Here is a 20,466-nt window from a genome sequence, read left to right as displayed (position 1 = left end):
GCGCCAGATCGTCGGGATGCCGGCGCATCCGGCACCCGAGGGCGGCACGATGGAGTCATGACCGACGCCTTCGACGACACCGCCGCCCTCATCGTGATCGACGTGCAGCAGGGCTTCGACGATGCGTACTGGGGCGAGCGGGACAACCCCGACGCCGAGGCGAACATCGGCCGCCTGGTGCAGGCGTGGGCGGATGCCTCGCGGCCGATCGTGCTCGTGCGCCACGACTCGCGCTCCGCCGGGTCGCCGCTCGCTCCCGGCTCCCCCGGCAACGCGCTGAAGGACGTGGTGGCGGATGCCCCGCACGACCTGTTCGTGACGAAGCACGTGAACTCGGCGTTCTACGGCGAGCCCGACCTGCACGCGTGGCTCACCGAGCGCGGCATCCGCCAGCTCGTGATCTGCGGCATCCAGACGAACATGTGCGTCGAGACCACCACCCGCATGGCGGGAAACCTCGGCTACGACGTGACCCTGCCGATCGACGCGACGCACACGTTCGACCTCGAAGGCCCCGGCGGCGTCCGCCTGACGGCCGCCGAACTCGCGCGAGCGACCGCGGTGAACCTCCAGGGCGGCGGCTTCGCCCGCGTCGTCACGACCGATGTCGTCGTCGGCGCCTGAGGCCCGCCCGCCACGAGGCATCCGTTGCCCCGCGTTACGACCTCGAGCGGATGCCGCCACCGCACGCAGTAGCGTGAGCGCATGGCAGACCGCGAATTCGGCTTCAAGACCCGCGCCATCCACGCGGGCAACATCCCCGATCAGGTGACGGGGTCAAGGGCGCTGCCCATCTACCAGTCGACGGCGTTCGTCTTCGACGACACCGCGGACGCCGCCGCCCGGTTCGCCCTGCAGAAGTACGGCAACATCTACTCCCGCCTCGCCAACCCGACGGTCGCGAGCTTCGAGGAGCGCGTGGCGAGCCTCGAGGGCGGCCTCGGCGCGGTCGCCACGGCGAGCGGACTGAGCGCGCAGTACATCACGTTCGCGAGCCTCGCCGGCACGGGCGACCACATCGTCGCCTCGGCGAACCTCTACGGCGGTTCGATCACGCAGCTGGATGTCACGCTCCGCCGTTTCGGCGTCGAGACCACGTTCGTGCGCTCGGCCGATCCCGCCGACTACGCCGCCGCGATCACCGACAAGACCAAGGCGCTCTTCGTCGAGACCGTCGCGAACCCGTCGGGCGAGATCGCCGATCTCGAGGGCCTCGCCGACGTCGCGCGCGCGCACGGCATCCCGTTCATCGTCGACTCGACGATTCCCACTCCCTATCTCAACCGCCCGATCGAGTGGGGCGCCGACATCGTCACGCACTCGGCCACGAAGTTCCTCGGCGGACACGGCACCACGCTCGGCGGCGTCGTCGTGGAGTCGGGCCGGTTCGACTGGCACTCCGAGAAGTTCCCCCTGTTCAGCCAGCCCGTGCCGAGCTACGGCGGCCTGCAGTGGTCGGGCAACTTCGGCGAGTACGCGTTCCTCACCCGCCTGCGCGCCGAGCAGTTGCGCGACATCGGGCCGGCGCTCGCGCCGCACTCGGCGTTCCTCCTCGCGCAGGGCGTCGAGACGCTGCCGTACCGCATCCAGGCGCACGTCGACAACGCCCGCGCCGTGGCCGAGTGGCTCGAGGCCGACCCGCGTATCGAGCACGTCTGGTGGGCGGGCCTTGCGAACCACCCGCACCACGACCGCGCGCAGAAATACCTGCCGAAGGGTCCCGGCTCGGTGTTCAGCTTCGAGGTGAAGGGCGGCCGCGAGGTCGGCCAGAAGCTGATCGAGTCGGTGAACCTCGCCAGCCATCTCGCCAACATCGGCGATGCGAAGACCCTGATCATCCACCCGGCCTCGACCACCCATGCGCAGCTCACCGACCAGCAGCTCGTCGACGCGGGCGTCCTGCCGGGCGTGGTGAGGATTAGCGTGGGCATCGAAGACGTTGAAGACATCATCGACGATCTCGACCAGGCCCTCACGGCCGCGACAGGAGGCTCACGATGACGACGACGGATGCCACGACCACTCCGGTCGACGTGACGACGAATGCCGCGGCATCCGCTGCAGACGACAGCCTCGAGACCGTTCGGCTCGTCAACGGCCTCTCCTGCGAGCTGCCGGCGAGCTCCCCGCTCGCGAAGCTCATGAGGTCGCAGCGCACCTGGGTCGGACCCGACGCCAAGCAGCGTCTGCGCATCCTGAACGCCGCGAAGTCGATCGCGATCGTGGGCGCCTCGCCGAACCCGGCGCGGTCGAGCTACTTCGTGGGCACCTACCTCCAGCAGTCGAGCGACTACCGGCTCTACTTCGTGAACCCGAACGCCACCGAGATCCTCGGCCAGCCGGCCTACAAGAGCCTCGCCGACCTGCCCGAGGTGCCCGACATCGTCGACGTGTTCCGCCGCGCGAGCGACATCCCGAGCGTGATCGACGAAGCGCTCGCCATCGGTGCGAAGACCGTCTGGGTGCAGCTCGGCATCTGGAACGAGGAGGCCGCGCGCTACGGCGAGGAGCAGGGCCTCACGGTGGTCATGGACCGGTGCATCAAGGTCGAGCACGCGCGCTTCCACGGCGGCCTGCACCTGCTCGGCTTCGACACGGGCCAGATCACCTCGCGCAAGACGCTCCGCTGACTCCGGCGGCGCCGGACCGACCTTCGTCGCCCTGCAGCGCATCGCGATCGCGCCGGTTGTCGAGGATCTATCATGGGGGCGACCGCAGTCACCGCATCGAGGAAGTTGCGTACCATGGCGAGCCACGTCGACTCGACGCGGGCGCCGCTCGTGCGCTCCGCCCTGGTCCGGCGCCTGGCCGGCATCCCCGGCCTCCCCGGCGGTCTCGCGGTCGCCTGCCTCGCCGGGTGGATCGGTCTCTTCCTCGCACTGCTGGCACGGTCGTGGGCGGCGTCGTGGATCCTCGCCGTCTTCGTGTTCCTCGTCTCCGTGGCACTGGCGCTCACTGCGTACTCCGAGTGGCGGCGCCTTCGGATCGACCTCGGCCGGATCGGAGAGGTCGCGGGACAGACGAGTGAGCGGATGGCCGTGCTGAGCCACGAGATCCGTACCCCCCTCAGCCTCATCAAAGGTGCGAGCGACCTGCTGCTCGAAGGCACTCCCGGACGACTCAATGCAACCCAGGAGAAGTTCATGCGGACGATCGGCGAGAACTCCGCCAGCCTCGTGGAGTTGGCCGAGGACCTGTTGACGCAAGCCCGGATCGACTCGGGCATGTTCGACCTCCACCTCAACCGGGTCGATCTGCGCGCCTTGGCGAAGAGCACGGTCGAGGAGCTTCGGACGCTGCACCGCGTCGCGATCGCCCTCGACTGTCCCGGTGCCCCGCCGCGCGCCTGGGTCGACGCCAGACTCATCAGGCAAGCCATCATCAACCTCGTGAACAATGCCGTGAAGGCGAGCCCCGAGGCGTCGACGGTGACGGTGCGGATCGTGAACGGGCCGGGCGAGGTGACCGTCTCCGTCTCGGACGACGGCTCCGGCATGGGCGACGTGGAGCGCAGTCAACTGTTCGAGCGATTCGCGAGCGGTCACCCGCTGCGCGACGGCACGGGCATCGGGCTCGTGATCACCCGCCAGATCGCGCAGATGCACGGCGGCCGGCTCTACGTCGACACGATGCCCGACCGCGGCACCACGATCATCATGACGCTGCCCGCACGGATCGAACCGGTGAACGACGATGGTCAGCGAAACGCCGCGCCCTAAGGCGCTCGTCGTCGACGACGAGCGGCAGATGGTCGACATCGTGTCGTTCGCGCTCGAGACGCAGGGGTTCGACACGGTGCAGGCCCTCGACGCCGAGACCGCGTGGCAGCTCACGCGACAGCATGCCTTCGACATCGTCATCCTCGACGTCATGCTGCCGCGCTCGAGCGGCCTGACCCTGTGCCGCCGGATCCGACTCGACTCCGACGTGCCGATCCTCCTGCTGACCGCGAAAGGAGAGGCGGCCGATCGGGTCGCGGGACTCGAGGCGGGAGCCGACGACTACGTCGTGAAGCCGTTCCACCCACGCGAACTCGCACTGCGGGCGCAGGGGATCGTGCGCAGATACCGGGACCGGGGCGACGGGTCGCGGACCGTGGTAGGCGACCTCGTCATCGACCACCGTTCGTCGACGGCGACGCGCCACGGCCAACGGATTCCGCTGTCGCAGAGCGAGTTCAGGCTCCTCGCCACGCTCGCCAGCCACCCCGACGAAGTGCTCGGTTGGTCGTACCTGTTGCAGGCGGTCTGGGGTACCGACTCGCTCCTCGGCGGCCGCGAGATGGTGAAGACCGCGATCTACCGCCTCCGCGCGAAGTTGGAGGATGCTCCGACGGATGCGAGCTACATCGCGACCGTTCGCGGCCGGGGATACCGGATGATGCAGCGCCCCGACGACCGGCGAAGCTGACCCGGCACCCGACTTCGGTCACGAGACTGTGACCGAGCGTGCCCATTCGTGACGCACCCGATTCCCGCCGCGACCTACCGTGATGAGTGGCGCTCGATGATGTCGTCCGGCGCTGTTCCCCCCCCGATTTCACGAAACAGAGGATCACGACATGGGAAGAATCGCTGCCCCAGCTGCCGCACTGTCGGCACTTGCGCTCCTGCTCGGCGGCTGCGCCGTCACCCCGAGCTCCGACGGCGCCGCTGCGGTCGACCAGGACGCGCCACTCGGCGGGAGCATCACGATCGCCTGTGGTGCGATGGAGGACTGGTGCCAGGCCATGGTCGCCGCCTTCACCGAGGAGACCGGGGTCGACGCCGACTTCGTGCGACTCTCCTCGGGTGAGGCCGTTGCGCGCATGGACGCCGCCAAGGCCGCGCCCGAGTTCGATGTCTGGCACGGCGGTCCCGTCGACGGGTTCGGAGCTGCCCGGGACGCCGGCCTCCTCGAGCCGTACGAATCCCCGAACGCCGACGTCATTCCGTCGGAATATCGGGATGCCGACGGCTACTGGACCGGCGTGTACGTCGGCGCGCTGGGCTTCTGCTCGAACCAGGCCGTCCTCGACGAGCTCGGTGTCGACGTGCCGACGAGTTGGGACGACCTGCTCGACCCCCGACTGAAGGGCCAGGTGTCGACCGCCCACCCGTCGACGTCGGGCACCGCCTTCACGACGCTGTGGACGCAGGTCACCCGCCTCGGCGGCGAAGAGCAGGGACTCGCCTACATGAAGCAGATGCACAACAACGTGCTCCAGTACTCGAAGAGCGGCACGGCACCCGGCCAGATCGCGGGTCGTGGCGAGGTGGCGGTGGGTCTCGTCTTCTCCCATGACTGCGTCAAGTACCAGGAGGAGGGGATGACCGACCTGGTCGTCTCATTCCCCTCGGAAGGCACCGGGTACGAGGTGGGCGGGATCGCCCTCGTCGCGGGCTCGAAGAACACGGCGGCCGCGCAGGCGTACATCGACTGGGCGCTCACCGCGGATGCGCAGAACATCGGGCCGACGGTCGGATCCTTCCAGATCCTGACAAACCCCGACGCCGTCGTCGACCCGCGCATGGTCGAGCTCGACGACGTCGAGCTCGTGGACTACGACTTCGCCGCGGCATCCGCTGCCAAGCCGGCGCTCACCGCTCGCTTCGACGCGGAGATCGCCGCGGCGCCCAAGGAATAGCCGACCCCATTCGCTCGAGCTTTCGTCATGCGGGGCCGCGCGGCCCCGCATGACGAGACGAAGGAGTCCCCGTTGAGTATCGAAACCGTGGCGGCGCCGGCGGCGCCGAATCCCCCACTCAGAACGAGCAGGCCGCGCGAGCTGCGACACGACACCGCGACGAGGGTCGTCGCCGTGGTCGTCGTCGCGATCCTCTCGCTGCTGATCGTGATCCCCGTGCTGACCATCCTCTCGACGTCGGCATCGAGCGAAGGCCTCGCCGTCTTCGCCTCCATCTTCAGTTCCTCCGTCAACCGCCAGATCATCCTGAACACGGTGATCCTCGGCACGATCGTCGGCGCCCTCGGAACGGCGATCGGCTTCCTCCTGGCCTATGTGCAGGTCCGGATGGAGTTCCGCGGCAAGCGCATCCTGCACCTCATCGCCCTGCTTCCGATCGTCTCGCCTCCGTTCGCGCTGGCCACGGCGGTCATCACCCTCTTCGGGCGCAGCGGCCTGGTCACGCGCGACCTGCTCGGCATCACGCCGAACATCTACGGCCTGCCCGGTCTGACCGTCGTCCTGACGCTCTCGTTCTTCCCGGCGGCGTACATGAACCTCCTCGGCATGATGCGCAGCCTCGACCCGTCGCTCGATGAGGCGGCCTCGGGACTGGGCGCCTCCAAGTGGCAGGTGTTCCGGAGCGTCACCATCCCGATGCTCGTGCCGGGCTTCGCGAGTTCGTTCCTCCTGCTCTTCGTCGAGACCATCGCGGATCTCGCGAATCCGCTCGTCATCGGCGGCGACTTCACCGTGCTGTCCTCACGCGCGTACATCGCGATCACCGGCGAGTACGACGTGGCCGCGGGCGCCGCCTACTCGGTCGTGCTGCTGCTGCCCGCGGTGCTCGTCTTCCTCATCCAGCGCTACTGGGCGGGTCGCCGGAGCGTCGTCGCGGTCACCGGGAAGCCATCGGGGCGACCCGACCTGATCACGTCCCCGGTCGCCCGCACGATGCTGCTCGCACCGGTCGCCCTGTTCGCGGGCCTCATCGTCCTCATCTACGCGACGGTCGTCGTCGGCGGGTTCGTCTCGATCCTGGGGGTGAACGACACGCTGACGCTCGATCACTACGCCTACGTCCTCAGCGGCATCGGCTCGGACGCGATGGTGACGACGACGACACTCGCCCTGATCGCCACTCCGCTCGCCGGCGTGCTGGGCCTGGCCGTCGCCTGGCTGGTCGTGCGCAAGCTCCGCCGCGGCCGATCCCTGATGGATTTCCTCGGCATGCTCGGCCTGGCGGTGCCGGGCACGGTCCTCGGCATCGGCTACGCCCTCACGTTCAACACGCCGCGCGGCTTCGGCGACGTCGTCCTGATCCCCGCGTTGGCCGGCGGCGGCGCCGCGTTCGGAGGCGCGGTCGCGATCGTCATGGTGTACGTGATCAGGTCGAGTCCGTCGGGGCAGCGGGCGGGCGTCGCCGCCCTGCAGCAGATCGACATGTCCATCGACGAGGCATCCGCCTCGCTCGGCGCCTCGGGGCTCACGACGTTCCGCAAGATCACGCTCCCGCTCGTGCGGCCGGCGCTGTTCGCGGGGCTCACCTACGCGTTCGCGCGCTCGATGACGACGCTGTCGCCAATCGTCTTCCTGACCACGCCCCAGACGAAGATCATGACGTCGCAGATCCTCTCCGAAGTCGACGCCGGGCGGTTCGGCAACGCCTTCGCGTACTGCACGATCCTCATCGTGATCGTCATGGGCGTGATCGGCATCCTCAACCTCCTCATTCGCGAGCGGCCGGTCGGGCGGCCCGCCGACGCGATGGCGACCTGACGCGAGCCCATGCAGCCGCCTTCCACGACAGCACGCAACATCCGACAGAGAGAAGACCCCCGATGACGATCACCATGCATGACACGCCCGCCCGTGACGTCGGCGACACCGTGGGCCGACTCGTTCTCAGCGGCATCCAGAAGGCCTTCGGGAGTGGGGGCTCCAGGGTCGTCGCGGTGGACGACTTCACCCTCACCGTCGAGCCCGGCGAGTTCGTGACGTTCCTCGGGCCGTCGGGCTGCGGGAAGACGACGACCCTCCGCATGATCGCCGGGTTCGAGTCGCCGACCGCCGGCTCCGTCTCGCTCGACGACGAGGACATGGTCAGCCTGACTCCGGATCGCCGGCCGATGGGCATGGTCTTCCAGTCGTATGCGCTCTTCCCGCACATGACCGTGTTCGAGAACGTCGCGTACGGTCTGAAGCTCAAGGGCCTGCCGGCGAAGCAGTTGAAGGAGGAGGTCGGGTTCGCGCTCGCCTCGATGAGCCTGACCAACCTGGCGAACCGGGCACCGAACCAGCTCTCCGGCGGGCAGCAACAGCGAGTCGCGCTCGCCCGCGCCATGGTCGTCAAGCCGAAGGTGCTGCTCTTCGACGAGCCGTTGAGCAACCTCGACGCCAAGCTTCGCGCGCAGATGAGGCTGGAGATCCGGCGTCTGCAGCGCCGTCTCGGCATTTCGAGCGTGTACGTGACCCACGACCAGGATGAGGCGATGAGCCTGTCCGACCGCATCGTCGTGATGCGCAGTGGAAGGATCGAACAGGTCGGCGCGCCCGACACCATCTACCGCCACCCCGCATCGGTGTTCGTCGCCGACTTCATCGGGCGAGCGAACTTCCTGGATGTCGACGACGTGCGGGCGGATGCCTCGACGGGCCGCGCCAGCGCCAGGGTGCTCGGGACTCGGATCACCGTCGACGCACACCCGAAGGCGGTCGCGGGCAGTGACTGCGTGCTGCTCGTGCGGCCCGAATCCATACGCGTGCGGCCGTTCGGCGACACCGAGGAACGGATCGCCGGGAACCACGGACGAGTCCTCTCCGCCGTGTTCTACGGCGAGAGCGTGGAGTACGAGATCGAGACCGAGGTCGGCAACATCGTCGCCGTCGTCTCGGACCCGACGTTCACCGAGATCGCCCCGGTCGGCACCATCGTGGGTGTCTCGTTCGCGCCCGAGCGGGCATGGCTCCTGCCCGCCGAGGATTGACTCGCCCTCCGACGCTCCTCCGCCGGGGGAACGCGGGCGCCCGTCAACGTCAGGCTGCCGAGCGGGCCGACGCCTCGGTGATGTCGCGTCCGTACGCCATCATCAGGAAACTCGTGCCGTCGGGCCGCTCGAACAGGTATTCCCGGTCGTGCAGGCGCGCGAAGCCGAGCCGGTCGTACAGCCGCTGCGCGGCGAGCATGTCGGGCCCGGTGTTGAGCACGACCCGCGCGACCCCGCGGATCCGGGCGAGCCGCAGCACATGCTCCACGAGGGCGGCGCCGATCCCGCGACGGCGCGCCGCCGCCGCGACGCCGAGGAAGCGGAAGTCGAGCTCGCCAGCGCGCGCGAGGGGCGAGATGGCACGTCCGGCCACGGGGGTGGAAACGGTTCCGAGAAGCATGCCGCTCGAGGCATCCGTCGCCACCCAGACCTGGTGATCGCGTGCGCGCCCGGCCACGGCGGCGATCTCGGCGCGATAGCCGGGATTCAACTCGAAGTCGCCCGCGTACGCGGCCACCGCGAGCGCCGAGACCTCGGCGGCCTCGTCGGGGCGCATCAGCCGCACGCGCACGTCGGCTCGCGACTGCACCGGGTATCGGTACACGAGCGTGTCGTCGTCGTGGTCTCGCTCGGGCACCCGCTCGAATCCGAGGCGCTCGTACAGCGCCTGCGCCCGAAGGTTGCGCGCGCCCGTGTCGAGCACCAGCGCGTCGACGCCCCAGGCGAGCGCGGTCTCGAGGCTCGCGCGCGTGAGCGCCTCGCCGAGGCGGGCGCCCTGCACGGCCGGATCGACCGCGATGAGCCGGACCTCCGCCTCGCCGGGCCTCGCCACCCGCGCGTAGGGCGTCGCGGCCCGCAACACGCTCGCGGTGCCGACGACGCGGTCGTCGCGCCGGGCGACGAGCACGGCGCCGGAGTCCGCCCGCCCGGCGGTGTCGCGCTCGAAGGCGAGTCGTTCGGCGCTCTTCGGCAGGTGGCCGTAGGGGCCGGCCGCGAAGGCACGGCCGATCACGTCGGCCTCGTCGGCCCATTCGTGCGACAGCACGGGGCCGAGGTCGGGCAGCACGGACGAGGTCGGAGCGGACCGGGCGGATGGGGCGGAGGAGGGAGCGGCGTCGTTCATGGGATCTCTCAGCCTACGCCCGGCGAACCGCGGTTCCTGCCGTCCCGTGCGTCGTCGGCGGGTATGGCGCACAGATCCTGCGACCGAGCGCCGGATCCGTGCGCGGGCTCCGGCGTAGCCTTGAACCCGTGACAGCGTTCGTCTCAGCCCTCGATCTGTTCTCGATCGGGATCGGGCCCTCGAGTTCCCATACGGTCGGCCCGATGCGGGCCGCTCGCGCCTTCGCCGAGCAACTCGCACGCGGGGGCGCCATCGACCGGGTCACCCGCATCACCTGCTCACTGTACGGCTCGCTCGGCGCGACCGGTCTCGGCCACGGCACGCCCGACGCCGTGGTCGCGGGTCTCGCGGGCCTGAAGCCCGACGACTGCGACCCCGACCAGGTGCGCGGCGCGTGGTCTCGGCTCGGCTCCGAGGGCGGCACCGTGCACATCGCGGCGCGGCATCCGATCACCATGACGCAGTCCGACCTCACGCTCGAGCCGCGCACGCGCCTGCCCGGCCACCCGAACGCGATGACCCTGCAGGCGTGGGGCGACGACGACGCCCTGCCGCTCGCCGAGGAGACCTACTACTCCGTCGGCGGCGGGTTCATCCGGCGCGAGGGCGATGCGGCGCAGGAGGCGGAGGCCCTGCGGCATCCGCTCCCCTACGACACCGCCGACGAACTGCTCGCCCTCTGCGAGGAGCACGGCGTGTCGTTCTGCGACATCGCGCGCTCCAACGAGGTCGCGGTGCACGGCGAGGAGGGCATCGACGCGGGACTCGACGCGATCTGGGCGGCCATGGCCGAATGCGTCGAGCACGGTCTCGCGACGGAGGGTACCCTGCCCGGCGGCCTCGGCGTCAAGCGTCGCGCACCCGAGGTGCGCCGCCGACTCGAGGAGTACGACCGCGACGCTGCGCACACCGCCGGCCTCCGCGACACGTCGACCGAGTGGCTGCACGCGTTCGCGCTCGCCGTCAACGAGGAGAACGCGGCGGGCGGGCGCGTCGTGACCGCGCCCACGAACGGCGCCGCGGGCATCATCCCGGCCGTCGGCCACTACTACCTGAGGTTCGTACCCGGCGCCGATCGGGAGGGCATCCGCCGGTACCTGCTCACCGCCGCCGCGATCGCGTCCCTCGTGAAGAAGAACGCCTCGATCTCGGGCGCGGAGGGCGGCTGCCAGGCGGAGGTCGGGTCGGCCTGCGCGATGGCCGCGGGTGCGCTGTGCGCCGTGCTCGGTGGCACGCCGCGGCAGATCGAGAACGCCGCCGAGATCGCCATGGAGCACCACCTGGGCCTCACCTGCGACCCCGTCGCGGGACTCGTGCAGGTGCCGTGCATCGAGCGCAATGCCATCGCGTCGTCGACCGCGGTGTCGGCGGCACGCCTGGCCCTGCATGGCGACGGCACGCACCTCGTCTCGCTCGACACGGTGATCGAGACCATGCGGCAGACGGGCCTCGACATGATGACGAAGTACAAGGAGACGAGCGAGGGCGGCCTCGCGGTCAACGTCATCGAGTGCTGAACGGCGTGGTCGGCCCTGGGGTCGACCGTGTCCCCCGTTCGGGACCCTCGCGCGGCGCCCGCGGCGTCTGCCAGTCTGTGCTGATGGACACCCCCGACCCCAACGTCGTCAACGACCTCATCGGCACCGCGGGCCTCATCGGGCTCATCGTCGGCTTCGTCGTGTACATCGCGATCCTCGCACTCAGCCTGTGGATCGGCTACCTCATCATCAAGGCCGCGGTGCGCAACGGCCTGCGAGAGCACACGCTCTGGCTGGAGCAGCGCCGGGGTCCGCTGCGCTGACACGAAGCCGGCGCCCACCCAGACCGTGGCTCAGCAGGCGCAGGTGATGTCGTGGTTCACGACGGCCTCCCCGGCCGGCCCGCTCGGCGCGACGTTCGTGAGCGCATCCGGTGCCGGCTGCGTGAGCCCGTCGGCGCCGTCGAACGCGAAGCCCTCGCGCACCCAGTACTCGAATCCGCCGATCATCTCCTTGACCGGGTACCCGAGCAGGGCGAACTCGAGGGCGGCGCGCGTGGCGCCGTTGCAACCCGGCCCCCAGCAGTAGACGACGACCGGGGTGCCGGCCGGAATCCGCTCGGCGGCCTCGGACGCGATCCGACGTCGGGGAAGGTGCATCGCCCCCGGCACGTGGCCCTGCGCCCACGACTCGTCGCTGCGCGTGTCGACCAGCACGAAACCCGGCTCGGGTTCGGCCAGCGCGGCCGCGACATCCGAGACATCGGCCTCGACGGCGAGTCGGCCGCGGAAGTGGGCGATGGCGTCGGCCTGCGTGGCGACGGATTCGAAGAGGTCGGATGCCGCGTGCGTGATGGTGTCGCTCATACGGTCACCCTCGCATCCAGGGGTCGACGGCGTCCCGTGAAATCGAGCCGTCGTGCCGCGAGATCCGGCCAGCGTCCCGCGCTGGAGCCGTCAGTCCGCCGGTGCGAAGAACGCCGTGACCGCCGCGGCGAGCGCGACGAGGTCGTCGACGTGCGCGAGTTCCCGCGCCGAGTGCATCGACAGCAGCGGCGTGCCGACGTCGACCGTGCGGATGCCGAGTCGAGTGGCGCTGAGCGGCCCGATGGTCGACCCGCACGGGATCGAGTTGTTCGACACGAACGGCTGCGTCTCGACACCGGCCTGGCGGCAGACCCGGCTCCACAACGCGGCACCCACGGCGTCGCTCGCGTAGCGCTGGTTCGCGTTGAGCTTCAGGAGCGGTCCGCCGCCGAGCCGCGGGCGGTTGCCGGGGTCGTGCCGCTCGGGATAGTTTGGGTGCACCGCGTGGCCCGCGTCGGAGGAGAGCAGCCACGAGTCGGCGAACGCGCGGCGGCGTGCGGTCGCGTCGGCGCCCAGGCCCGCGCCGATGCGCACGAGCACGTCCTCGAGGAACGGCCCGCTCGCGCCCGAACGCGACTCCGACCCGAGCTCCTCGTGGTCGAACGCCGCGAGCACGCTGACATGCGCGGTGTCGGCGGGGGCGGCGAGCAGTCCGACGAGGCCGGCGAACACAGACGTGAGGTTGTCCATGCGGCCCGCGGCGAAGAACGCGTCGTCGAGTCCGAACCGCTCGGGGGCCTGCGTGTCGGCGACGAGCAGGTCGTGTCCGCCGATGTCGCCGAGCTCGACGCCCGCGACGCCGGCGAGGTGCGCGAGCAGGTCGCCCGCGGCCGCCGCACCCCACACGGGCTGCAGGTGGCGCTGCTTGTCGAGCGTGAGCCCCTTGCTCACGTCGCGGTCGAGGTGGATCGCCAACTGGGGGATGCGCAGGAACGGCCCCGAGCGCACGAGGTGCTCCGAGCCGTCGTGCGTGACGAGACGCCCCGCGAGTTCGAGCTCGCGGTCGAGCCACGAGTTCAGGAGCGGCCCCCCGTACACCTCCACGCCCGCCTGCAGGAGGCCCTCGGCGGTCGGCGACGGTCCGGGCTTCAGCTTGAACGACGGCGAGTCGGTGTGCGCGCCGAGGATCCGGAACGGCGTCGTGGCGGTCGCGGCATCGGGCTGCACCCACGCGATGACGGCGCCGTCGCGCACGACGACGCGCCTGCCGCCGGTCGTCGGCCATTCGTCGCGCTCGTCGAGCCGCTCGAACCCGTCGGCCTCGAGGCGCGCGGCGACCGTGGCGGCGGCGTGGTACGACGAGGGCGATTCCCGGATGAAGTCGGCGAAGTCGGCGATATGGGCGTCACGATCCAGCTCAGGCACCCCTCCATCCAACACCCGGATGCCGCGGCTACGCGAACCGGACCACCGCCTGCAGGCGCGAACGCACCTCCATGACCTCGGTCCCGCCGAGGTGCGCCGATCCCGGGATCCCCTCACGCACGGCGCTCGCAAGTCGTGAGCTGCGCACGAGGGCCACGACGGCGCCGCGGATGCTGCCGCCGAGCGAGAGCGGCTCGGCCGCGTGGTCGTCGGGCACGACGATGACGAGCGCCGTCGGCTTCACGCGGGCGGCCCGGCCGATGGCCTTGGCCCGCGCGGCGAGGGCGCGGAACGGTCGTTCACCGCCGATCGCATCGCCGACGAGCTCCCCGCGCTTGAGCGCGACCGGCGCGCCCCAGTCCTCGGACTGGATGGCGAACAGTCCTGTGGGGCCGAGCACGAGATGGTCGAGCTTGGGCGGCAGGCCAGGGCCCGCGACATCCGTCGCCACGTCGTGCCACACGGTGTAGGCGATGCCGAGCGTCGAGAGCGACCGCGCGGTCGCCTCCTCGGCGAGCGCATCGGCGAGGATGTGGCGGATGTCGCGGGGCGCGCTGCGCACGAGCGCGGGATCGTAGGGGTCGGGCACGGTCACGCCGCGGCCCACCCACTCGCGGATGCGGTCGAGGTACAGTTGCCGCGTCAACCCGCCCGGATGCCCGTAGGAGCGAGCGAGCGGCCGCGAGTCGCGTGGGCGTCGCGGTGCCGCCGGGGCCCAGGCCTCCCGTGTCGGCGATGGGGTCGCGCCGGCAGCCCCTCGGTCGAACGCCGCCCTCGCCTCGGGCGTGCCGACGAGTTCCCACGCCCGCTGGACGGCGTGGAATGCGGCCGGATCGCCGCCGGTGTCGGGGTGGGCGTTGCGCAGCGCCCGGCGGTACGCGAGGCGGAGCGCTGCGGCATCCGCGTCGGCGCGGACGCCCAGCACCTCGTACGGTGAGTCGGAGAGCGGACTTTCGGGCATGGGCTCGCTTTCGGGGTGTGCGACCACGAGACTACCGCCGCAGGCTCGGTGATCGCCGAGTCGTGGCGCTCCCGGCCTCGAGGAGGGCTCGACGCTAGACTCCGGGCATGCGCGGCAGGTCCGCGAGGGGGAGGCACCGGCATGCTCATCGACGTGAACTACTGGGCCGTGGCGATCGCCACGGTCTCGACCATGATCATCGGATCGATCTGGTACACGCCGCGGGTGTTCGGAAACTATTGGATGCGGGTCGCCCGCGTCGACGTCGGCGATCGCAGCGCGGTGGCGCCGATCGTGACGACCGTCATCGTGAGCTTCATCTCGGCGTGGGTGCTCGCGCTCGCGACGCAGGTGACTTGGCTGGCGTTCGGCGGCAGCTACCTGCTCCTCGCGCTCCTCACGGGCGTCATGCTGTGGGCCGGCTTCACCGCGGCGCGATTCATCACGCACGACGCGTTCGAGGGCCGGCCGGCCGGGCTCACGATCGTGAACATCGGGCACGAGCTCGTGACCGCGGTGGTCATGGCACTCATCATCGGCGCCTGGCCGCCTGCCGGCACCGTCTGAGCGGCGGATGCCCCGAGCCGCCGTTCGGCGGTCGGCGTGTCCCTCACTCGGCGGGCAGGAGCAGCATCCCGTCGTCGATGAGGGCGCGCACCGCGGGAAGCAGGTCGGCCGCCAGCGCCGTCTCGTCGACCTCGAGGAGTTGGGCGATGGCCGCGATGACGGCGCCCACGCTGAGTTCGCCGTCGCACGCGCCGACCAACGCGGCCAGCCCCGTGTCGAGCTCGACCACCCGCCCGAACCCCCCGCCCTGCCGCAGGAGCATCGCCGTCGGATGTTCGTCGCCCGGCCAGTGGTGGCGTTCCTCGGTGACGTCGCCGGCGACCGTGAGCCGGGCGTCCGACAGGGCGCGGTCGTCGAGCGACGACTGCCGGTCGTGCGCGGCGAGGCACTCGGCGAGGTGCACGCCGAGGCCGCCGGGGCTCGCGCCGAGCGGCCCGTGCAACCGCTCGATCCGGGCCAGGCGTGCGGGGCGGCCACCGCGGGCGGCCGCCGGCAGAGGCGGGCTCGCGGCATCCGGACGTCGCAGCAGCACGTACCCGAACCCGATCTCGCGCACCCCGCGACGCTCGAAGTCGTCGAGCCAGGCGTCGTAGAGCCGATCGAACTCGGCGGTTCCCGGCCGCGTGCCGCCGTCGCGGATCCACGTCTCGGCGTACTCGGTGACGCGCTGCACCTCGCGTTCGACGATCCAGTACTCGAGTTCGCCGGCCCAGTCGCGCAGCCGCTCGAACGCGTCGCCGTCGTCGCGGACCTCCCAGTTGCCGAGGAGCTGCGCCACGCCGCCCCCGGTCAGGTGACCGGCGGCACCGCGCATCACCTGCTCGACGATCGCGTCGCCGACGAGGCCGCCGTCTCGGTACTCGTACTCGGGCACGCCCGCCACGCGCGGCGTGATCACGAACGGCGGATTCGACACGATGCGATCGAACCGCTCGCCCACGACCGGCTCGAAGAGGCTGCCGAGCCGGAACTCGACGCCCTCGATGCCGTTGAGCCCGACGTTGACGCGAGCGAGCCCGAGCGCCCGGGCCGAGATGTCGGTGGCGACCACGCGCGTCGCGAAGCGCGACGCGTGCATCGCCTGGATGCCGCAGCCCGTGCCGAGATCGAGCACGCGCCCCGCCGGAGTCGGCAGCATGAGCCCCGACAGGGTCATCGACGCGCCCCCGACGCCGAGCACGTGCTGTTCGCCGAGCGGGCCGCCGAGGGCGAGTTCGCCGAGGTCGGAGACGATCCACCAGTGCCCCTCGCCGTGGGCGTCGGCGAAGGCGTACGGCCGCAGGTCGAGTCCGGCGCGCACGAAGGGTCCGCCCGCATCGTCCGCCACGAGGCCCAGTTCGGCCGCACCCGCGAGGCCGAGCGACGGCAGCGCGGCCGCGGCGTCCTCGACGGGCACCGGCAGTCCGAGCACGAACAGCTCCGCGAGCGTCGCCAGGCCCGCGGATGTCCCGTGGCCCGCGCGTCGGGCGTCGAGCACGCGGCGCGCCGGCACGCGTTCGCCGCGATGCAGCGCGGCCGCGGCATCCGCGCCCCAGAGCGCCTCGAGCGCGTCGACCGTGTACCGCGCCGCCTCGAGGTCGGCGCGCAGGCGCGTGAGCAGTTCGGGGCTCGGCCGGCGCTCCGCGGCCGGGTCTGGTACGTCGTCCACCGGACCATTCAACCGCAGGGGCGCCGGCCGCACCGTCGCGCCGGCCGCTGCGGCGGCTACCTCGTGACGACGTCGTACACGAGCGGGAACGGGCCGTACCCGTCGTCGGGTGTGAGGTGACCGCCGCCCGGCACCTGCACGAAGTCGACGCCGAGGGGGATCGCGTAGCGAACGTCGGTGCCCTCGGGGCAGTACGGGTCCGCATCGCTCGCGACGATCACGGGACGTTCGACGGCCGACGCCGTGAGCGCGCGCCGTGCCGCGTCGCCGTCCTGCACCGGCGCGAACTCGGCGATCTCGGGGATGCCGCGCAACACGTCGGGCGCGGCCGGTGAGACCAGCACGATGCGGCGCGCCACGACACCGTCGGCGCCCGCCTCCGCGCGACGGGCGGCGTACGCCATCCAGAGCATGCTGCCGAGGCTGTGGGCGACGACCGTGAGCCGGGCGGGCTCGGTGCCGGACAGTTCGGCGTCGAGCGCCGCGAGCCAGTCGTCGAGCACCGGGGCATCGGGCTCGGGCAGTTGCGGGTAGCGCACCCGCCATCCCTGCGCCTCGAGCCGGTCCGCCAGCCAGCGCTGCCAGTGGCCCTCCGGCCGGCGGTTCTGCCACCCGTGCAGGATGAGCACCTCTTCCGACACATCCGCTCCTCTCGCCGAATTCGGTCCAGTCAAGCAGTTCCGTCCCGGCGGACTGGCCGTCGCATCGTCACATGCGCGTCATCTTCCGTCTACTTCCCGCCACGGAGCGTAACCCCGTCGTCATACGGTCCACGTAGCGTTGATTTAGGATCGAGGAACAGCGAGGGGAGGTCGCGGATGGCCGACGCACCGACGCTCGAGCGCCTGCGACAGGACGCACGCGACGAGCTCGCCGCGCTCATCGAGCTGCGCTGCCGACTCGGTGAGGACCCGTGGGTCTTCCTTCCCGAGTTGCCCTCGGTCGACGAACAGGTCGTCGCCACCCTCCGCGAGGAGCGCCTGCACTCCGAGCGCTGGAGTATCGCGCGGGCCAGGGCCTACCACCCGACGGCGCGCCGTGGCGACGCCGCGCGCTTCGAGTACGGACTGCTGCGCGAGATCGCGCTCGACCATCCCGACCTCAGCTCGGCGGTGTGGTCGTTGCTCGACCGGATCCCGTCGGCGTCGTGACGCGCTGACGTGGCGTTCCGCGCCGACGCGTCACGAGCCACGCCCCGGCCCGCCAGCCGACGAGGAACAGCGCGAGCGTCAGGGCCGCCACCACGACGAACGCGAGCGCGGTGCCCTGCCCGCTCAGCAGGCGAAGCAGCATCCCGAACGCGAGCACGGCCGCCCAGATCACGACACCGGTGGGCCAGGCGGAGAGTGGATGCCGCCACGCCCGCGCCGCGACCCAGCCGGCCGCGAGCCCGGCGAGGAACGGCCAGGCCGTGCCCCAGACCCCGGCGAGCGTCAGCCCCTCGGCATGGCTCGCCCGTCCCACGATCGCGAACACGACGACGAGCACGGCGTCGACCACCAGCGCACCGACGATCACGTTCATGTCGCTTGCACGGCGTTCGCTCATGCGACCATCGTACGGATCGGCGGCGAGCTCACGGTTCGGCGAGGTCGTCGGCGCCGTGCACGGGAAGTGCGCACACGAACGCGCGGCACCGGTAGGCGGTCGGCCGTCGGTCCGACGCGGTTCGTCCCTGGAACAACTCGAACCCCGCCGCGGCGAGTTCCCGCGCCTGCGACTCGGTGACGATGGTGGCGACGGATGCCTCGTGCCGACGCGTCGCGTCGAGCAGCGCCTCCGACGGCTCGACGCCCTCCTCGGCGCGGTCGTCGGGAACGACGGTGACGAGCTGCACGAGGGGCGCCGCGAGACGTGCCATGACGGCGAGCGCCCCGCCGAACGCGATGGGCCGCTCGACGGCCGTGCCGGCGACGGACCGCATCGCGCGCTCGGCGAGCTCGAGGTACCGGTCCCCCGCACCGAGCGCGTACAGCCGCCATGCGGCATCGGCGCACGCCGTGATGCCCGACGGCGCCGCCCCCTCGGCCGGATCCGGCGGCAGCGCCAGACCGCGTGCGACGAGCACCGGGTCGCCGCCCGCAGGTGCGGCGAAGGGAACCGCCGCACCTGCCGGCGCCGCGGCCGCCGCCCGTTCGATCAGTTCGCGGGCCGCGCTCGCGTACCGGACGTCGCCCGTGGCTGCGGTCAGCTCGAGCAGGCCGCCCGCGAGCATGCCCGAGTCCTCGAGCGTCGCGGTCGCGGGCGACAGCGTGCCGTCGAGCGATGCGCGCACGAGCGAGCCGTCCTCGCGCCGATGGTGGTCGAGCAGGTAGTCCGCTGCCCGTCGCGCCGCCGCCAGCGCGTCGGGACGGCCGAACACGAAGCCCGCGCGGGCGAGCGCGGCGATCGCGAGCCCATTCCAGCCGGTCAGGACCTTCGTGTCGAGGGCGGGTGGTTCGAGACCGGCTCGGCCCGCGGCATCCCGGCGGTAGTAGCCGCCCTCGCTGCGCTCGCCGTCGATGATGCTCTCGGAGTCCTGGGCGCTCGCGAACCCGCCCGACGCGAGCTGCATACGAGTGGTGAGGAACTCGATGATGCCGGCGGCGAGCGACCCCACGAATCCAGGCGCCGCGTCGCCGCGACCGAGCTCCGCCGCGACGCCGAGGAGCAGCGCGTTGTCGGTGAGCATGCGCTCGTAGTGCGGCGCGCTCCAGTCGGCGCGGGTCGCGTACCGGAAGAAGCCGCCCTCGACGGGATCGCGGAGCGGGGAGGCTCCCATGAGCTTGAGCGTCCGGGCCGCGAGGGCCCGCCCGTCGGGTCCCGACACGGCCAGGAACTCCAGCACCGGTGCGACCGGGAACTTGGGCGCGCGACCGAATCCACCGTGCAGTCGGTCCTCGTCGGCCGCGAGCACGGCGGCGGCGGACTCGAGGCGGGCGCGATCGGGCAGGTCGCCGGCGGCGTCGGCCTCGGATGCCGCGTCGAGCGCCGCCGCGACGGCGTTCGCCGTCTCGTCGAGTTCGTTGCGCCGCTCTCGCCACGCCTCGTCCACCGCGGCGAGCACCTCGGCGAAGGCCGGCATCCCGTGGACGGCACGGGGCGGGAAGTAGGTGCCGGCGTAGAACGCGCGGCCAAGGGGCGTGGCGAACACCGTGAGCGGCCACCCGAGCTCGCGCGTGAACGCGGATGCCGCAGCGAGGTAGCTCGCATCCACCTCAGGGTGCTCCTCGCGGTCGACCTTGACGGCGACGAAGCGCTCGTTCATGAGGCGCGCGATCGCCGGATCGCCGAAGCTCTCACGTGCCATGACGTGGCACCAGTGGCACGTGGCGTAGCCGATCGACACGAGCACGGGCACGTCTCGTCGGCGGGCCTCCGCGAACGCCGCCTCCCCCCAGGGGAACCAGTCCACGGGATTGTCCGCGTGGGCGCGGAGGTACGGACTCAGCGCGTCCTTCAGGCGGTTCGGCATGCTTTCAGCGTACGGGCGGATGCCCAGGATGATCGCGGGATTGACACCCTACGCCGCGCTTAAACCAAAGAGAGCCGCCCAACATTGGGCGGCTCTCTTCGAAAGAATGTCCGGCGGTGTCCTACTCTCCCACAGGGTCGCCCCTGCAGTACCATCGGCGCTGCGAGTCTTAGCTTCCGGGTTCGGAATGTGTCCGGGCGTTTCCCTCGCGCTATGGCCGCCGAAACCCTGGTACCAGCACCGACCCGGTTGTGGGTGGTGTGGTGGTCTCGGAACCCCAGGCCCCGGCACCAACCAGGGGTTGGTGGGGGTGGGGGTGTGTTCTGTGTTGTGTTGTGGGTTTCCGTCTGTT

The 20,466-nt window shown here is 71.2% G+C and carries 20 protein-coding genes and 1 rRNA gene; 12 read left to right on the top strand and 9 right to left on the bottom strand.

The annotated features are described in order from the left end of the window. The first annotated feature begins 57 nt into the window (after positions 1-57). The 8 genes from EZM51_RS08160 to EZM51_RS08125 all read left to right on the top strand — a co-directional run bounded on the left by EZM51_RS08160 (position 58) and on the right by EZM51_RS08125 (position 8,652). The gene (locus EZM51_RS08160; RefSeq protein ID WP_136707780.1) at positions 58-624 is read left to right on the top strand and encodes a cysteine hydrolase family protein; all 567 of its coding nucleotides are present in this window, start codon (positions 58-60) and stop codon (positions 622-624) included. Between the two features lie 81 nt (positions 625-705). Then, on the top strand, positions 706-2,001 hold the full coding sequence (locus tag EZM51_RS08155) for an O-acetylhomoserine aminocarboxypropyltransferase/cysteine synthase family protein (RefSeq protein WP_136707779.1): 1,296 nt from the start codon (positions 706-708) through the stop codon (positions 1,999-2,001). A 140-nt stretch (positions 2,002-2,141) separates the two neighbouring features. Next, positions 2,142-2,630, top strand: coding sequence for a CoA-binding protein (locus EZM51_RS08150; RefSeq protein ID WP_248305565.1), 489 nt, complete (start codon positions 2,142-2,144; stop codon positions 2,628-2,630). Between the two features lie 114 nt (positions 2,631-2,744). Next, positions 2,745-3,719, top strand: coding sequence for a HAMP domain-containing sensor histidine kinase (locus EZM51_RS08145; RefSeq protein WP_169053838.1), 975 nt, complete (start codon positions 2,745-2,747; stop codon positions 3,717-3,719). Continuing rightward, the gene (locus EZM51_RS08140) at positions 3,694-4,410 is read left to right on the top strand and encodes a response regulator transcription factor (protein ID WP_136707776.1); all 717 of its coding nucleotides are present in this window, start codon (positions 3,694-3,696) and stop codon (positions 4,408-4,410) included. The genes EZM51_RS08145 and EZM51_RS08140 overlap by 26 nt, the downstream gene beginning before the upstream one ends. A gap of 151 nt (positions 4,411-4,561) precedes the next feature. Continuing rightward, positions 4,562-5,626: an ABC transporter substrate-binding protein gene (locus tag EZM51_RS08135; RefSeq protein WP_136707775.1), complete on the top strand. Its 1,065-nt coding sequence runs from the start codon at positions 4,562-4,564 to the stop codon at positions 5,624-5,626. A gap of 72 nt (positions 5,627-5,698) precedes the next feature. Then, entirely contained in the window at positions 5,699-7,444 is a 1,746-nt protein-coding gene (locus EZM51_RS08130; protein ID WP_248305535.1) for an iron ABC transporter permease, read from the top strand. Between the two features lie 62 nt (positions 7,445-7,506). After that, positions 7,507-8,652 carry an ABC transporter ATP-binding protein gene (locus EZM51_RS08125; protein WP_211195857.1) on the top strand — a complete coding sequence of 382 codons (1,146 nt, stop codon included), beginning with the start codon at positions 7,507-7,509 and terminating at the stop codon, positions 8,650-8,652. Between the two features lie 49 nt (positions 8,653-8,701). Here EZM51_RS08125 and EZM51_RS08120 read toward each other — a convergent pair whose 3' ends face one another. Continuing rightward, on the bottom strand, positions 8,702-9,775 hold the full coding sequence (locus tag EZM51_RS08120) for a GNAT family N-acetyltransferase (protein ID WP_136707773.1): 1,074 nt from the start codon (positions 9,773-9,775) through the stop codon (positions 8,702-8,704). A gap of 128 nt (positions 9,776-9,903) precedes the next feature. Between EZM51_RS08120 and EZM51_RS08115 the strand changes: the two genes are divergently transcribed. Together EZM51_RS08115 and EZM51_RS08110 are read left to right on the top strand one after the other, a co-directional pair. Next, positions 9,904-11,292, top strand: a complete 1,389-nt coding sequence (locus tag EZM51_RS08115) for an L-serine ammonia-lyase (protein ID WP_136707772.1) — start codon at positions 9,904-9,906, stop codon at positions 11,290-11,292. A gap of 83 nt (positions 11,293-11,375) precedes the next feature. After that, positions 11,376-11,576 (top strand): hypothetical protein, encoded by a 201-nt coding sequence (locus EZM51_RS08110; protein ID WP_136707771.1) that lies wholly within the window; start codon positions 11,376-11,378, stop codon positions 11,574-11,576. Between the two features lie 30 nt (positions 11,577-11,606). Here EZM51_RS08110 and EZM51_RS08105 read toward each other — a convergent pair whose 3' ends face one another. The 3 genes from EZM51_RS08105 to EZM51_RS08095 form a co-directional block, all read right to left on the bottom strand. Then, the gene (locus tag EZM51_RS08105; protein ID WP_136707770.1) at positions 11,607-12,119 is read right to left on the bottom strand and encodes a rhodanese-like domain-containing protein; all 513 of its coding nucleotides are present in this window, start codon (positions 12,117-12,119) and stop codon (positions 11,607-11,609) included. Positions 12,120-12,209: 90 nt separating this feature from the next. Next, positions 12,210-13,475 (bottom strand): M18 family aminopeptidase, encoded by a 1,266-nt coding sequence (locus EZM51_RS08100; protein ID WP_136708068.1) that lies wholly within the window; start codon positions 13,473-13,475, stop codon positions 12,210-12,212. Between the two features lie 37 nt (positions 13,476-13,512). Continuing rightward, on the bottom strand, positions 13,513-14,445 hold the full coding sequence (locus tag EZM51_RS08095; protein ID WP_136707769.1) for a DnaJ domain-containing protein: 933 nt from the start codon (positions 14,443-14,445) through the stop codon (positions 13,513-13,515). A 141-nt stretch (positions 14,446-14,586) separates the two neighbouring features. On the opposite strand from EZM51_RS08095, the gene EZM51_RS08090 reads away from it, so the two are divergent. Continuing rightward, positions 14,587-15,012, top strand: coding sequence for a DUF1761 domain-containing protein (locus EZM51_RS08090; protein WP_136707768.1), 426 nt, complete (start codon positions 14,587-14,589; stop codon positions 15,010-15,012). Positions 15,013-15,055: 43 nt separating this feature from the next. On the opposite strand, the gene EZM51_RS08085 is transcribed toward EZM51_RS08090, so the two are convergent. Then, positions 15,056-16,660, bottom strand: coding sequence for a methyltransferase (locus tag EZM51_RS08085; protein WP_136707767.1), 1,605 nt, complete (start codon positions 16,658-16,660; stop codon positions 15,056-15,058). Positions 16,661-16,716: 56 nt separating this feature from the next. Next, complete coding sequence (locus EZM51_RS08080) at positions 16,717-17,301, bottom strand: alpha/beta hydrolase (RefSeq protein ID WP_136707766.1); 585 nt, start codon at positions 17,299-17,301, stop codon at positions 16,717-16,719. 177 nt (positions 17,302-17,478) lie between these two features. Here EZM51_RS08080 and EZM51_RS08075 point away from each other — a divergent pair, with 177 nt between their 5' ends. Further along, complete coding sequence (locus tag EZM51_RS08075; protein WP_136707765.1) at positions 17,479-17,811, top strand: hypothetical protein; 333 nt, start codon at positions 17,479-17,481, stop codon at positions 17,809-17,811. Here the strand turns inward: EZM51_RS08075 and EZM51_RS08070 are convergent. From EZM51_RS08070 to rrf, 3 genes are all read right to left on the bottom strand, one after another. Further along, positions 17,762-18,208 (bottom strand): DUF3054 domain-containing protein, encoded by a 447-nt coding sequence (locus EZM51_RS08070; RefSeq protein WP_136707764.1) that lies wholly within the window; start codon positions 18,206-18,208, stop codon positions 17,762-17,764. The genes EZM51_RS08075 and EZM51_RS08070 overlap by 50 nt on opposite strands. A 28-nt stretch (positions 18,209-18,236) precedes the next feature. Further along, a complete protein-coding gene (locus tag EZM51_RS08065) occupies positions 18,237-20,114 on the bottom strand; it encodes a DUF255 domain-containing protein (protein ID WP_136707763.1) in 1,878 nt (625 codons plus the stop codon). A 108-nt stretch (positions 20,115-20,222) separates the two neighbouring features. Further along, positions 20,223-20,339 (bottom strand): 5S ribosomal RNA (rrf, locus tag EZM51_RS08060). Positions 20,340-20,466: the final 127 nt, after the last annotated feature.

Source organism: Agromyces sp. H66 (assembly GCF_004959775.1).
GTDB lineage: Bacteria > Actinomycetota > Actinomycetes > Actinomycetales > Microbacteriaceae > Agromyces.
Note: the sequence above shows the minus strand (reverse complement) of the source record. Positions and strands in the feature narration are given on the sequence as shown.